At 29.3% G+C, this 16,184-nt stretch carries 9 protein-coding genes and 1 pseudogene; 8 read left to right on the top strand and 2 right to left on the bottom strand.

Features of this window, described 5'->3' with window-relative positions:
* Window positions 1-260 precede the first annotated feature (260 nt).
* From ACQKOG_RS20875 to ACQKOG_RS20910, 8 genes and pseudogenes are all read left to right on the top strand, one after another.
* Complete coding sequence (locus tag ACQKOG_RS20875; RefSeq protein ID WP_427448199.1) at window positions 261-8,210, top strand: amino acid adenylation domain-containing protein; 7,950 nt, start codon at window positions 261-263, stop codon at window positions 8,208-8,210.
* Between the two features lie 55 nt (window positions 8,211-8,265).
* Window positions 8,266-8,970, top strand: a complete 705-nt coding sequence (locus ACQKOG_RS20880; RefSeq protein WP_370076235.1) for a thioesterase II family protein — start codon at window positions 8,266-8,268, stop codon at window positions 8,968-8,970.
* A gap of 108 nt (window positions 8,971-9,078) precedes the next feature.
* Complete coding sequence (locus ACQKOG_RS20885) at window positions 9,079-10,011, top strand: acyltransferase domain-containing protein (protein ID WP_370076233.1); 933 nt, start codon at window positions 9,079-9,081, stop codon at window positions 10,009-10,011.
* A gap of 121 nt (window positions 10,012-10,132) precedes the next feature.
* Entirely contained in the window at window positions 10,133-10,978 is an 846-nt protein-coding gene (locus ACQKOG_RS20890; protein ID WP_427448200.1) for a 3-hydroxyacyl-CoA dehydrogenase family protein, read from the top strand.
* Between the two features lie 26 nt (window positions 10,979-11,004).
* Window positions 11,005-11,274: an acyl carrier protein gene (locus tag ACQKOG_RS20895; RefSeq protein WP_370076229.1), complete on the top strand. Its 270-nt coding sequence runs from the start codon at window positions 11,005-11,007 to the stop codon at window positions 11,272-11,274.
* A 14-nt stretch (window positions 11,275-11,288) separates the two neighbouring features.
* The gene (locus ACQKOG_RS20900) at window positions 11,289-12,422 is read left to right on the top strand and encodes an acyl-CoA dehydrogenase family protein (protein ID WP_370076227.1); all 1,134 of its coding nucleotides are present in this window, start codon (window positions 11,289-11,291) and stop codon (window positions 12,420-12,422) included.
* A gap of 27 nt (window positions 12,423-12,449) precedes the next feature.
* The gene (locus ACQKOG_RS20905) at window positions 12,450-13,502 is read left to right on the top strand and encodes an HAD-IIIC family phosphatase (protein ID WP_370076225.1); all 1,053 of its coding nucleotides are present in this window, start codon (window positions 12,450-12,452) and stop codon (window positions 13,500-13,502) included.
* Window positions 13,503-13,575: 73 nt separating this feature from the next.
* A pseudogene (locus ACQKOG_RS20910) lies at window positions 13,576-13,871 on the top strand (thiamine pyrophosphate-dependent enzyme); the annotation flags it as partial.
* A 344-nt stretch (window positions 13,872-14,215) separates the two neighbouring features.
* On the opposite strand, the gene ACQKOG_RS20915 reads toward ACQKOG_RS20910, so the two are convergent.
* Window positions 14,216-14,929 (bottom strand): 4'-phosphopantetheinyl transferase family protein, encoded by a 714-nt coding sequence (locus ACQKOG_RS20915; RefSeq protein ID WP_370076223.1) that lies wholly within the window; start codon window positions 14,927-14,929, stop codon window positions 14,216-14,218.
* 310 nt (window positions 14,930-15,239) lie between these two features.
* Window positions 15,240-16,112 (bottom strand): glycine betaine ABC transporter substrate-binding protein, encoded by an 873-nt coding sequence (locus ACQKOG_RS20920; RefSeq protein ID WP_370076221.1) that lies wholly within the window; start codon window positions 16,110-16,112, stop codon window positions 15,240-15,242.
* Window positions 16,113-16,184: the final 72 nt, after the last annotated feature.

Here is a 16,184-nt window from a genome sequence, read left to right on the forward strand (position 1 = left end):
AGCAGCAGTCTCCCGCCTCTATAGGTAGTGGTTCTAAGACTGTTTACAGCGGATGTCCAAACATCCGCTGTAAGAAGTTAAAGCCTCCGGGCGATTCCCGACGCAATTATCGCGAGGCATACTTGATAAAGTAACTAAATTCACTTAATAAAATAATTCAAATTTATCCCTGTATAGGCGAAGATTTTCTCCCTATAAAGATCTATTTCTATTGATAGGTTTCACAAACTCAGAACAATTATAAAGAGGAGTGAGCTAGAATGAAAGAAGTAAAGTCTGATGTGATAAATAAATCTAAAAGTTTTTGGATTGAAATGTTAGCAACTGAATTTGATCGTTTAGTATTTCAGAAAAATCAAAAGGGCAATGAATCTTATTTCTTAAAAGTTGATATTGATAAAGAAATAACTAATAAAATAAAACAATTAACAAAAGACAAAAATATAATGATATATACATTAATATTAACAGTATTCAAAATTGCATTATCTAGAATGTGTTCATACTCACAATTTGCGATCGGAATTCCACCATATATTAAAGATAATAAAAGACAAGCAAATAATGAGTTTCTTTTATCCAAACAACTATTAACTAAAGAATTGGATTTTAAAAAAGTTCTTTCTAATGAAAAAAAAGTTCTTTTTAATTCTTTTTTATATGAATTTTATCCTTTAGAACAATTGTATAAAAGAAACTTTATTTACGAAAAAATAAATGTATTTTGTGTAATGGAAGAATTACATAGTGATCTTCAAATAAAAAATATTTTAAATCTACCAAATAATGATCTTACTTTAAATATTAGAGTAAAAGAAGATTCAATTTCCTTAATATTTAATAGCTTTGATTATGTCGAAGAGAATCAGATATTTATTCTAAAAGATATATTTGTAAATATATTACAAAAGGTAATAAATAACTTAACAATTAGAATAGATGATATTGATATTATAAGTGAAAAGGAAAAAAGTAAGTTGAAAGACATTAATAGTACAAGTATATCTTTTCCTAAAAATCTGTCATTAAGTGAAATTTTTGAAAAACAAGTAGAAAATAACCCAGATCATATTGCGATTGTTTTTAAAAATGAAAAGTTTTCATATAAAGAGCTTAATGAAAAATCAAATATCATCGCAAATAAACTAAAAGATAATAACGTGGAAAAAGGAGACGTAGTTGGATTAATTGCTGAGAAATCCCCAGAAATGATAATAGGAATTTTAGCAATATTAAAAGCCGGTGCAGCATATTTACCTATTGATTATAAATACCCAGAAGAAAGAGTTAAGTATATGTTAGAAGATTCAAATTGTAAAATATTATTAAAACAGGGAAATTCAAAGGATATAGTTAACCTGGGGTGTAAAATAATAAAAATTGATCTTAAAGAGAATGAAATATTAAATGCTGCTAACCTTAATATTCCATTTGAAGGGAATGAACTAGCGTATATCATTTATACATCCGGATCAACAGGTAGGCCAAAAGGAACATTAATAAACCAATCTTGTGTTATCAGTCGCCTAGTCGGCAATACAAATTATATTAATATCAATAAAAATGATATCTTCTTACAGTTATCAAGTTATGTATTTGATGGATCTATTTTCGAAATATTCGGTTCTTTATTAAATGGGGCAAGACTTGTAATTCCAGAAAAATATCATACCCTCGATTTGAAAGAATTAGGATCATTAATAGAAAAAGAAAAAATAAGTATATTGTTTATTACAACTGCTTTATTCCATTCATTAGTAGAATTAAATTTAAAATCCCTACAAAATGTTAAAAAAATACTAATAGGTGGGGAAAAATTATCTTTAAAGCATGCAAAGAAAGCATTCGATTTTTTGGGCCCTAATAGAATAATAAATCTATATGGCCCAACGGAAAGTACTATTTTCGCAACTTATTATCCAATAAATGATATAGATGAGGAAGATATATTTGTTCCGATTGGTGGACCAATTTCAAATACAAAATTATATGTTATCGGTAATAATAACAAATTACAGCCAATAGGGGTACCGGGCGAACTTTGTATATCGGGAGAGGGATTAGCATCAGGTTATATAAATAGAAACGATTTAACTGAGAAGAAATTTGTGGAAAATCCATATGAAACAGATGATAAAATGTATAAAACTGGGGATTTGGCAAGGTGGCTTCCAGATGGGAATATTGAATTTATCGAGAGAATAGATTATCAAGTTAAAATAAGAGGATATAGAATAGAACTTGGTGAGATAGAAAATGCATTATTAAAAATAAATGAAATAAATGAAGCAGTCGTATTGGTAAAAGAGATTGAAGATAATAAATATATATACGCATATTATGTAGCTAACTGTAATTATAGTAAAGATTTAATACGAGAGAAATTAAAAGAAACATTGCCAAGTTATATGATGCCTGCAAACTTCATTAAATTAGAGAAAATACCACTTACGATTAATGGTAAGGTTGATAGATTAAAGCTTAATAAATTAGAAGATGAAAGCAAATTAGGCATATACGAACATCCCAAAAATGATATAGAGGAAAAACTAATTCAAATATGGAAGGACATCTTAAAGATAAATTATACGATAAGTATTAACGATAGTTTTTTTGACGTAGGTGGGCATTCTTTAAATGCTATAAAGGTAGTTGGAAGAATTCATAAAGAACTAAATATAGATATTCCTATAAAAGATTTTTTTAGCCTAGAAAATATAAAAAATATTGCTTCCTATATATCTTCAGTGCGTAAAAAAGAGTATAGAAAAATTAAAAAGATTCAAGAAAAAAGATACTATGAGGCATCATCAGCTCAAAAAAGAATATACCTTACTCAAGAATTCGAAACAGCTAGTAATGTTTATAATATTACTGAAGCAATGGAAGTAATAGGCAAGTTGAATGTATCGAAAATAACAGATGGTTTAAAAAAAATAATTAAAAATAATGAGATACTAAGGACTAGCTTTGATGTAGTTGATGGAATAATAGTACAGAAAATTCATTATTTTGAAGAAATTGATTTTAAAATAGAAAGAATGCAAGTGGTAAATGAAATGGATATTGATAAAAAGATTAGAGAATTTTCAAAACCGTTTTTATTGCAGAAGGCTCCTTTATTAAGAGTAGGCGTCATTAGTATAGATAATAAACGACATATACTAATTTTTGATATTCATCACATTATTGCAGATGGTACGTCAATAAATATTTTATTAGAGCAATTAGCCAGTTACGTTAATGAAAAAGATTTAATTGTGAATGATATACAATATAAAGATTATTCTGCTTGGCAAAAGGGATTTTTCAATACAAAGAAGATAAAAAAACAAGAAAAATATTGGCTTGATGTATTTAAAAGTGAATTACCAATATTAAATTTACCTTCTGATTATAAAAGACCTAGTAAATTTAACTTTGAAGGGGATTCTCTCACATTTGAAATAGATTCTTTTATAACGAATAAACTAAAAAAGATTGCAAAGGAAAATGATAGCACTTTATATATGGTTTTACTTGCTGCATATTCAACTCTTTTATCAAAATATACAAATCAAGAAGATTTAATTATAGGGACACCGATGTCCGGTAGGAATCACATTGATTTACAAAATATTATGGGTATGTTTGTAAATACTGTTGCAATAAGGAATTATCCTGAGGCAAATAAGACATTTAAAGAATTTTTAAAAGAAACTAAAGAAACGGTTTTGAAGGCATTTGATAATCAAGATTATCAATTTGATGAGTTAATAGGAAAGCTAGAAATTAATCGAGATACAAGTAGGAATGCTTTATTCGATACAATGTTTGTCTATCAAAATTTAGATGAAGCTAATTTTGAAATTGAAGAATTGAAAATAAAAAAATACAATTATATAGGTAAAACATCGAAATTTGATTTGACTTTAAATATAACTGAAGAAAAAAATGAAATGAATTGTAGTTTTGAATATTGTACAAAAATTTATAAAAGAGAAACAATAGAATTGATGAGTGACTGCTTTAGCAATCTTTTATATTCAATTATTGAAAATATAGATCGAAAATTGAAAGATATTAATGTACTTTCTCAAAAGGAAAAAGATAAAATAAATCAATTTAATAATACATCTATGATATATGACAAGAATAAACCAATGCATCAATTGTTTGAAGAACAAGTTAAAAACACACCTGATCAAATTGCAGTTATATACGAAAATAATAAGGTGACATATAGTCAACTTAATGAGAAATCTAATCAACTTGCAAGAATATTGAGGGATAAGGGAGTAAAACGCGATACTGTAGTTGGTATCTTCGTCAATCAATCTATAGAGATGGTAGTAGGTATATTAGCAATATTAAAAGCTGGTGGTGCATATTTACCTATTGATCCAGAATACCCTGAAGAGAGAATTCAATATATTCTAGAAGATAGTAGAGTAGCAATTATCTTAACGCAGGGGAATATAAATACAGGTTTGTTGAAAGAAAAGGAAACAGTCAATGTTGCAAATGATAAAGTATATAAAAATAGTATTGAAAATTTGGAAAATGTAAATGAGATAAATGATTTAGCTTATATTATTTACACATCAGGATCCACTGGTAGACCTAAGGGAGTAATGGTTGAACATAAAGGTTTAGCTAATTTAAAATCCTATTTCGAAAATGAGTATAACATTTGCGAAAAAGATAACATAATTCAATTTGCAAATTGTACATTTGATGCAGCAGTTTGGGAAATGAGCATGGCACTGTTAACCGGGGCAACACTTTTTATTGTTCCTAGATATGTAATTAATGATGTAAACGCCTTTGAAGCGTTTTTAAATATCAATAGAATAACGGTAGCTACATTGCCTCCTGTCTATGCTTCAAATTTAAGTCCTCATAAAATAAACTATTTAAGATTATTAATAACAGCAGGTTCCGAATCAAATAGTGAGTTAGTAAAAAAATGGAATGGTAAAGTACAATATGTAAATGCCTATGGACCAACTGAAACTACTGTATGTGCAGCAGCTTGGACAGATTATAGAATAAACAAAGATAATAAAACAGTACCTATTGGAAAACCGATATATAACACAAAAATTTATATTTTAGATAAAAATCAAAAAATACAGCCTATAGGAGTTCATGGTGAACTTTGTATTGGTGGAATTGGCATAGCGCGAGGATACCTAAATAATCTAGAATTAACGAAACAAAAATTCATTCCAAATCCTTATATTGAATGCGAAAAAATTTATAGAACAGGTGACATAGCTCGATGGTTACCAGATGGAAATATTGAGTATGTTGGTAGAGAGGATTATCAGGTAAAAATAAGAGGATATAGAATAGAATTAGAAGAAATCGAGAGAAGATTACTTCTAAATAGACATATAAATGAAGCGGTGGTTGTTACAATAAAGGACCAGCATCATGAATACAATCTAGCATGTTATGTGGTAGCTGATAAAAAAATGATTCTATCAGAAATAAGAACTTTTTTATTGAATGAGTTACCCGAATACATGGTTCCATCTTATTATATGCAATTAGATTCCATACCCAAAAATCAAAGTGGTAAACCAGATAGAAGAATTTTAAAGGAATTAAAGGGAGATAAATATTTAAAAGAAGGTAATTATGAAAAGCCCTCAAACGAATACGAATGTTTACTTGTGGAAATTTGGGAGGAAATTTTTGTTCATAAAAAAGTTGGGATAAACGATGATTTTTTCCATTTGGGTGGAGATTCCATTAAAGCGATTAAATGTATTTATAAGTTAAATGAAAAGAATTTAACATTAAAGCTAAGTGATATTTTTAAATATAGAACCATAAAAAAAATCGTAGAAGTTATTAATTCACTTGAAAGAAATTCATTATTAATAGAACCTACAGTAGGTAAGTTTAAATTAACCCCTATTCAAAAATGGTTTTTTGAATCACATAAAATTGAACCAGAGTATTTTCATCAAGCAACTTTTTTAAAATGTAATGAAAAAATAAATGTGGATGTATTAAGGGATATATTAAAAGAAGTACAAATGCATCATGATTCATTAAGAATGGGCTTTACAACAGTAAATGATGAAGTAGTTGGGGAGATCTTAGGGTCTAATTATCCTTTTAATTATGAAGTTGTTTACCTTGATAATCTAGAACAGGACAAATCAATTTTTTTGAAAAAAGTAAAGGAATTACAAAAAAATGTAGATCTAAAATTAGGTCCAATGATGAGTACAGTTGTATTTAAAACAAACAATTTTGATTATATATACATCTTAATTCATCATTTGGCAGTCGATACTGTATCGTGGGGTATTTTAATAAATGATATCCAAAGTTTATATAAACAGTTTTTACGTAAGAAAGATATTAAACTAACTAACAAATCTAATTCAATCAAAGAATGGTCTAAAAAACTTTATTATTTTAGTAATAGTGAAGCGTTTTTAAAAGAAAAGTCCTATTGGAGAAATATCCAAAGAAAAATAAATAGCGTTCCTTTTGATTTTAGTCATGATACTAATACTATGAGAGATAGCGATACTTACGAAATATCTCTTAATCTAGAAGAAACTGAGGCTTTGTTGGAAAAATGTTCTGAATTATACAAAACAAGTGTTGTTAATATTTTACTATCTGCGTTATCGTTTGTTTTACAGAATTGGACTGGAAGTAAGGAAAATGCAATTATGTTTGAAGGGCATGGACGAGAAGATTTATTTAATGATGTAAGTATTCAAAGAACAGTAGGATGGTTTACATCTATCTATCCTATTATTTTAGAAGCTCCAGAAACTAATAATTTGATAGATTATTTAGATAGAACAATCTTGATAAGAAATGCTATCCCTAGAAATGGTATAGGTTATCATATCTTAAAATATTTAACTGAAGAAGAAAATAAAAAAGATATTGATAGGTTCATGACTCCTCAAATTTGTTTTAATTACCACGGAGAAACGGATTTAGAGAATAAAGGTAGAATATTCGAGATAATTGAAGAGGAACATGGAAGTAATATTAGTATCAATAGTGAAAGACATTTTGAATTGGAGTTTAATGGGAACATAAGCAATGGAAAATTAAAAATATTATTAACGTTCAATACAAAAGCATATAAATCTGATACTATAGCTAATTTAGCAAAAAAATATAAAGAAATTTTATTAGGATTTATTTCTTTAAATAAAAAGCAATTAAATATAGCTAGTTTAGAAAACAATTTATCGTTTTTTTTAAATAAATACAAGGCTCCAGGATTGATATTGGGAATAAAAGCTCCTGATGGACAAAATACTGTTATTTCAAAAGGGCTTGCGGATATAAAGAATAATATAAATATGAAGTCTACTACTAATTTTAAAATAGGAAGCATTACTAAGACATTTGTGGCAACTATAATATTACAATTGATGGAGGAAGGGTTATTAAATTTAGATGATTCTGTTATACATTTTCTTCCAGAATTATTAGAACAATATAAAGCGGATTATTTTAATAATATAACAATAAAAAGTTTATTAAATCACACTAGTGGAATACATGACTTTGTAAAACATCCTAGTTTTATTAAAGGTTTAGAAAGTAATAGAGAATGGACTAAGGAAGAATTATTATACTATGGTTTATCTTTACCATATGATCAGACATTTAATAATAACATTTGGATTTACTCTAGTACCGGATATATATTATTAGGATTAATTATCGAAAAAATTACACATGTAAGTTTAGAAGAAAATATACAAAATAGAATATGCAATAAGTTGGGTCTTGAACAAACGAGGTTAGTAGATGAGTTACCTAATTTATATAATTTTAGTCGTTGTTATACTAATCCTGAAAAAAAAGATGTGACAAATAATGCTTTAAGTGCAAGTTGGGCATCAGGAGGTATGATATCTAATGCTAGTGATTTACTTATATGGCTTGATGCATTTGTAGATGGAGTGTTACTAAAAAACAAAGATATAATCAATGACTATATTGATATTTCAATGAATTATCCAACTGACTACAAAGTGAATATGGGATTAGGTATCTTTAATGTGAACGATATGTTAGGACATGAGGGGCATGGACTAGGGTTTCAGAATATTCTTTATAAATATAATGGATATAGTTTTGTCATTCATTTAAATCAAGAGGCAGCTGATAAAAGTAATGTTATAAGTGAACCTTTTAAAATATTTAATGAACTTATAACACTTTTAAGGTGATTCAATCAACAGATCTTTAAAAATACTAAATATGTTAAACATAAAAGGGGAGCTCATGATGCTTTTATTTTGTTTGCCATATGCCGGTGGTTCAGAGCTGATATATCATAATTGGAATAAATTTATAAATCAACGTATAGAAATACATGCTATTACACTAAAAGGAAGAGGAAAAAGGTTTTGTGAAGGTTTTTATCAAAATCTAAATGAAGCAGTGGAGGATATTTATTGTCAAATACATGATAAAATCCAACAAGAAGAATATGCAATTTATGGGCATAGTATGGGAGCACTTTTGACATATGAGCTATATTATAAAATCATTAATACCAGTAATAGAAAGCCAAAGCATTTATTTTTTTCTGGCAGATTTTCTCCCAATGTAAAAGGTAATATTATTATTAGTCATAAAATGCCTGATAAAGAATTTATGGATAGGATCGTAGCGTTAGGCGGAATTGCTGATGAGGTACTAGAATCGAAAGAATTACTAGAGTTTATTTTACCTATTCTAAAAAATGATATAAGGATAGTAGAAAATTATGTTTACAAAGAAAGGGATGTAAAGATTCAGTGTAATATATCTGTTTTAAATGGGACAGAAGATAATATAGATTTCTATCAAAAAAATAGCTGGAAATATTTGTGTGATAGAGATTGTAAATTATACGATTTAAACGGCAACCATTTTTTTATTAACAATAATATTAATGTTGAAAAGATAGCCCGAATAATGGAAGAAAACTTATTAAACTCTTAAGCTTTTGGAGAATAAGTATTCATAGTATTGATTACATTTATTATCAATACTATGAATACTCCAATATTAGAACAATGGTGTCTAAAATTATATTATAGGAGGGAAAAGGTGGATTATTTTGATGGTGGAAATGCGTTTCTTTTTCAAGGAGTTGGATCAGAATATCAAAGTTTATTATATTTACTGGATGAAGAGCAATTAGAATTATTACGTAAATATTGCGCCATTGTGGAAAAGGAATTAGATTTAGATTTGTGGAACTATCTATTTTATTCCAAAAAAACGAAATATGATGACTTTTTCAATGATTGGATTGCTATCTACACCTGTGATAATATAGTATTTAATACATATATTTCCATTGGTGTAAACCCTAAAATATTTCTAGGTTACAGTATGGGCTTGATTACTGCAATGTCATGTGGAAAATCTATTTCTTTTGAAACAGGATTGCACATGCTACTAACTATATATGAATATCCTAAAGGTATTTCAAGGCAAGAGGAGTCTATGGCAACTATAATAGGCTTGAATTACCAACAAGTTGTAAACTTAATTGAAAAAAACAATTTTTTCGAAACTGTTAAGATTGCTAGTGAAAATAGTAAGTACTGCATTGTAATAGCTGGAAAGAAAAATGATATAAATCAAATTTTGGATAAAGCGGAAGAGGAGGGCGCTATAAAGGTTGTAAAAATAAATGTCCCCTATGCATTCCATACTCCATTTGCTGAAAAAGGGATTGATAAATTAATAAATCTTGTTGAAAAAATAAAGGTTGATGATAGTAGAATACCGATAGTTTCAGTATTTAACCAAAATGTTCTTCAAAGTGCTTCTGACTTAAAGAAAGAACTAGTGAAAAATATGCCAAGCTCAATGAATTGGAAAATCTCAATAGAAAAAATGATTGATTTTGGTATAACTACTTTTATTGAAGTTAGCCTAGATGACTCCCTTACTAAAATATCAAGAGTGATAAATACAGATTATAAGTTTTTATCATACAAAAAAATAGTAAGGTTAAAAAATAAGCATTAAAATGGTTATATTTATAAAAAAATGATAATACAGGAGGTTGTTGAATGAATGCTCGATAATGATATGAAGTGAATTTTTATATAATTATTAAAATTATGTAAATAAAAAGGGGTAATTTAGTATGAGAAAAATAGCCGTCGTTGGAGCAGGAGTAATGGGAAGAGGAGTAGCTCAAAATTTTGCTCAGGAGGGGTTAAATGTCATATTATTAGACATTTCTGAGGGGAAATTAGAGCATGCAAAAGAAGAAATACGCCAAAATATTCGTTTTCACGCTTTATTTAACAAAAACAAGATAGATGATGACTCGGAAGAAATTTTATCAAGAGTCAACTTCTCAACGGATTACCAGCTATTAGAACAAGTAGATTTTGTTGTTGAAAATGTCCCTGAAAAATGGGAGGTTAAAAAATCAGTTTATGAAAAAATAGATAAAATTTGTACAGAAAACTGTATTTTTTTAGTTAATACTTCTTGTATTCCTATTACAAAAATAGCAGCATTAACCAATAGGCCGGAGAAGTGTATTGGAACACATTTTATGAATCCTGTACCGCTTATGACTACTATTGAGGTTATTAAAGGATATCATACATCGGAGGAAACTATTTTTCTAACAAAAGAACTTCTTAAACATATTGGGAAAGAGTGCATTATTGTTAATGATTTACCTGGTTTTGTATCGAACAGAATCTCTCATCTTTTTATGAATGAGGCAGCCTATGTTGTACAGGATCAAGTAGCAGCACCTAAAGATGTAGATAACATTTTTAAAAAGTGTTACGGACATAAGATGGGGCCACTTGAAACAGCTGACTTAATTGGACTCGATACTGTTGTAAATTCACTAGATGTTTTATATGAAAGCTTCCAAGATTCGAAATATCGTTGCTGTCCTTTACTACGTAAAATGGTTGATGCAGGATTGTACGGTAAGAAAGTTGGTCAAGGATTTTATACTTATTAAAAAAATGTCCAAAGGAGTATGAATAAATGTCTGAAACTAAAATGAAAATAAAAACGTATCTTTCTAAGTTTTTTAAAAGCCATGAATTAATGGATAATGAAGATATATTTTCAACAGGGTTTGTCAATTCACTCTTCGCAATGCAGTTAGTTATGTTTATTGAAAAGGAATTTAACATAAAGGTTGAAAATAAAGATTTAGACTTTGCTAATTTCAGAACGATTGATTCAATTGTCTCTTTTATTAGTAAAAAGCACAATGAAACAACTACCGAAAATCAAGTAAATAATAATTGAATGATGGTGAAAATATGAATATAGAATTTACAAAAGAACAATTAAAATATCAAGAAAGTTTTAGAGCTTTTGTTCAATCTGAAATAATTCCTTACGCAGGGGAAAATGATCGAGCTGAATATTTGCCTACCGAACTTATAGAAAAGGTTTCTAAAAGTGGGTTCTTAGGAGCAACTATTTCTAAGAAGTATGGTGGATTAGGCTACGACATGATTACTTTGGGATTACTAAATGAAGAAGTGGGAAGAGGATGTTCTTCAACTAGAGCATTGTTGACAGTACATGGTATGGTAGCCATTGCGATTGAAAAGTGGGGGACAGATGAGCAAAAGGAATATTGGCTTCCAAAAATGGCGAAAGGTGAAAGCATAGGAGCTTTTGGTTTAACTGAACCTAAAATAGGTAGTGACGCTAAAAGTATAGAAACATCTGCTGCACTTTTAAATGGCAACTTTATTATAAACGGTAGCAAAAAATGGATTACTATGGGCCAAATAGCTGATATTTTCATTATTTTTGCAAAATTAGATGGTAAACCAACTGCATTTTTAGTTGAAAAAAATAGCCAAGGTTTTTCAACGAAAGGAATTCATGGAATGATGGGTTTGAAGGCATCAATGGTAGCAGAAATATTCATGGATGATTGCCATATTCCTGAGACAAATATGATTGGTAGACCTGGTATAGGATTATCCCATGTCGCATTCTCTTGTTTAGACTACGGTAGATATACAATTGCTTGGGGGTGTGTTGGCATTGGACAGGCGTGTATTGAAGAAAGTGTACATTATGCAAAGAAAAGAGAACAATTTGGATATACATTAAGTCAAAATCAATTAATTCAGAAAATGATAACGGAAATGGTTGTTAATGTAAAGGCTGCAAGATTAATGTGTTTAAATGCTGGCTATCTGAAGGAAACTGGAGACCCCGAAACCATTATGGAGACATGGAATGCAAAGTACTTTGCTTCTACAATGATAAATAAGGTTGCAGGGGATTCCGTGCAGATTCATGGCGCTAATGGATTAAGCCAAGAATATTCAGTAGAAAGATATTATAGAGATGCAAAGATTAATGAAATCATTGAAGGAACTACACAGATGCATGAAATTTTAATTGCTAAAAATATTATTGGAAACAACTAGAAGAATGGTTCTTATCGGAGGTGTAACATGTTAGAGATTAGTTCACAAGAACGAAAAGTGAAGTGTGTTGTTTGGGATCTTGATCATACAATATGGCAAGGCGTTTTACTTGAAGATAAGAATGTTATATTACGTGAAGGTGTAAAAAAAATTTTAGAGGAATTAGATAAGCGTGGCATATTACAATCTATTGCAAGTAAAAATGAACATCATTTAGCAATTGAGAAGCTTAAAGAATTCGGTATTGAGGAGTATTTTATTTATCCTCAAATTAACTGGAATTCAAAGGGGGAAGCTATTAAAAAGATAGCCCAGTCTATTAATATTGGACTTGATACTTTGGCATTTATAGATGATCAGCCTTTCGAAAGAGAGGAAGTCAGTTTTTCAGTCCCAGAAGTAATGTGTCTAGATGCGACTGATCTAAATGGCTTACTTAGTCTGCCTGAAATGAATCCGAATTTTATAACAGAAGATTCGAAAATGAGAAGAAAAATGTATTTAAGTGATATAGAACGCAATAAAGAAGAAAAAAGCTATGAGGGTACAAAAGCGGAATTTTTAGAAACCCTTAATATGGAACTTACCATATCTCCAGTCAGTGGTGGTGATTTACAGCGAGCAGAGGAGTTAACGGTAAGAACTCATCAGTTAAATGCAACTGGATATACTTATTCTTATGAAGAACTGGATAATTTCAGTAAATCGGATAGACATAAATTATTAATAGCTGATTTAAAAGATAAATATGGAGCATACGGGAAAATAGGAGTAGTACTAATTGAATGCGATAAATATGTATGGACTATAAAGCTGTTACTTATGTCGTGCAGAGTTATGTCCAGGGGAATTGGTACGATTATGCTCAATTATGTTATGCATCTAGCTAAGAATGCAAATGTACGTCTACGTGCAGAATTCGTTCCAACTAATAAAAATCGAATGATGTATATGACTTATAGATTTTCAGGATTTGGAGAGATTGAAGAGAATGAAAATTTAGTATTGCTAGAAAATAATTTAATGGACATTCAGCCTTTACCAAACTATATAAAATTGAACTCGTTTATTATTTTATAAAAGATTTAAACTCTCTAATTGTAAAAATTAACCTTTTTGATATTGAGTGAATAAAAAATATGGGGTGGATTATTTGGAACAACATTTTCCAATAAGAAGAGTGGTGTGTGAAGAAGGAAAACTTTTAAATAAGGATTATGAATCTCTCATCACAAAAGAATTGGTAGAAACATTTTATTATCATTTATTAAGGATTAGAGAGTTCGATAGAAAAGCAGTAAGTTTACAGAGGCAGGGCAGGATTGGAACGTATGCACCATTTGAGGGGCAAGAGGCATCACAAATGGTGCATTAGCATTAAATGAAAATGATTGGTTAGTTCCATCATATCGCGACCATGGAGCATCAATGACATTTGGCCAATCTTTATTAAAATATAAAGAAATATTAATTTGAGTTATAGCCTACATAACTCCAACATCTTAAAATCGAAATTTCACTCATTGGCGCCAACTTCAAAGAATCTGAAATGGCGCCTTATTTTATTACATAAAAATGAATGTAAAGAAATTTTATAATTCAGGGAAGTAGTTTGTTTTTCAAAAGCAACATCATACTCGGCACCGTATATAATTAATTAACTAGTGTTCTACTAATAGGTTTAAGTGTTTACAATCCGAATAATGGCTTAAAAGAATGATTTGTGAGGACAGTATATAGAATTTTATAAAAAACTATGTTTAATTTAAAGTATTTTAGTAGTTAAAGTTACATTATTTATATTTAAGTGAGCTATTATTTAAAGCTTCTATCACCAAATCTTCAGGATCAACATATTTTATATCAGAAGGAAAATCATAATTACGTGCGCAAACTGCGATTTGATAGGTTGAATCTATTAAATAATTTTTTAAATAAAACTTTCTGTCCTGGAATTGTGACTCAATTATAAAATTTTGATCAATGCTATCTTTTATAATTGAGAAAGAGTTTAGAGGAAGAGATAGACCAATTCCGATTGCTTTGATATAGCTTTCTTTTAAAGTCCATATTTCAAAAAATCTATTCAATTGATAGTTTTCTAATGAAAAAATGTAATCACATTCTTTTTCTGTAAAGAACTGTTTTGCTAGCGTAATATCAATAAACTTTTCTTTTTCTATATCAATGCCAATGTGATTACTATTTATTGCACATATTACCCAATCTTCTGAATGGCTTAAATTAAAATAAAAGTTTTCTACATCAGATAAATATGGTTTTCCATAAGGATTAGTTGCAAACTCAAATTGAAAATTATTTTTAAGTTTTTGTTGTATAATAATATTTCGTATTAATATTTCTGCAAAAAGACCTCTTATCGAATCTTCTATTCTAGTAAATTTTTTTAATTTGTCTTGCTTTTTTTGTGGTAAGAATTGCATTAGTTGTTTGTACGTTGAAAAACAAATGGAATTATTGATATTCATAGCAAATAATTCGATCATCTTACGTTCAAATCCTTTACAATTTATATAATGTGAGACAAAATTCTAAATTAAGTTTCTGTTTGCATTTAACTCAAACAATAGATTTTCTAAACAATAAGACCAATAGTTTCTCTTATTGGACCTACATTTAGCTTTATAATACTTGAAATACTAATAATTTTCTTTTTATAAACCATAAATTTATTTTAACACAATATGTATTTTATCGTAATCAATATATATATGAGGTGTCCATATCATGGTAAATATAAAAAGGTGCCTAAAAGCAGCAGTTGAAAACTGCTTTTTAGACACGCATTTTTAATAATTATTTAACATCCTTTGTCCATTCAGCAACTTTGTCTGCATTGGCTTCTACCCAATCTTTAGCGGCTTGTTTTGGGTCTTTGCCATCCATAATTTCTAGCATAACGTTCTCTAAGTCTTCTGATGTCCAGTGGAAGTTATCTAGTACAGAATAAACATCTGGTTGATCTTCTTTTAAACCTTTACGAGCGAATGTGTTAATCGTTTCTTCGCCACCATAAACGCCTTTTGGATCATCTAAATATTTAAGATCGTATTTAGCGAATTTCCAGTGAGGGGACCAGCCAGTCACGACGATGTCTTCTTTGTTTTTAATCGCTTTAGCAAGAGAAGTTGTCATAGCACCAGATGAAGATGTTAATAGATTCCAATCTGCTAAGTTATCATATTCATCTAAAGCTTTTTCAGTAGCAGCTGTAATCCCAGCACCAGGCTCAATACCTGTAATTGTGCGATCTGCTTGCTTTTTTAAATCCTCAATCGAATTAACGTCCATATAGCTTGGTACTACTAAACCTATTTTGGCACCAGCAAGGTTTTCACCTAGCTCATCAAGATCAGCCTTATATTTTTCGTACTGTGGGGCATGTGTATTTGGCAACCATGCGGCAACCATACCATCTGCTTCACCTTTTGAAACAGCCTCCCACATAATTGCATTATCGAGTGGTGTTAATGTTACATTGTAACCTAAATCCTCAAGCACCTGCCCAACTACATTAGTGGAAGCAATTTCTGTATCCCATTCAACGTAGGCTAGATTGACGTCCTTTGAGTTACCATCGCTCTTACTTGAATCGTCACCACTACATGCAGCTAGCAAAAAGCCAAGCCCTAAAGCCATCCCTAATTTAGTTAATGTTTTCAGTTTCATCGAATCTTCCTTTCTTTATTCAACTACAACACGTAAATCTAAAGCTAGAACTAAGACTTTCACTAAAAAATT

It is taken from the genome of Lysinibacillus sp. NPDC093216 (genome assembly GCF_050280325.1).
Lineage (GTDB): Bacteria > Bacillota > Bacilli > Bacillales_A > Planococcaceae > Lysinibacillus.

Coding starts and splice junctions, on each gene's coding strand:
- ACQKOG_RS20890 (WP_427448200.1), top strand. CDS start 10,133: ATGAGAAAAATAGCCGTCGTTGGAGCAGGAGTAATGGGAAGAGGAGTA.
- ACQKOG_RS20905 (WP_370076225.1), top strand. CDS start 12,450: ATGTTAGAGATTAGTTCACAAGAACGAAAAGTGAAGTGTGTTGTTTGG.
- ACQKOG_RS20915 (WP_370076223.1), bottom strand. CDS start 14,929: ATGATCGAATTATTTGCTATGAATATCAATAATTCCATTTGTTTTTCA.
- ACQKOG_RS20895 (WP_370076229.1), top strand. CDS start 11,005: ATGTCTGAAACTAAAATGAAAATAAAAACGTATCTTTCTAAGTTTTTT.
- ACQKOG_RS20875 (WP_427448199.1), top strand. CDS start 261: ATGAAAGAAGTAAAGTCTGATGTGATAAATAAATCTAAAAGTTTTTGG.
- ACQKOG_RS20920 (WP_370076221.1), bottom strand. CDS start 16,112: ATGAAACTGAAAACATTAACTAAATTAGGGATGGCTTTAGGGCTTGGC.
- ACQKOG_RS20900 (WP_370076227.1), top strand. CDS start 11,289: ATGAATATAGAATTTACAAAAGAACAATTAAAATATCAAGAAAGTTTT.
- ACQKOG_RS20880 (WP_370076235.1), top strand. CDS start 8,266: ATGATGCTTTTATTTTGTTTGCCATATGCCGGTGGTTCAGAGCTGATA.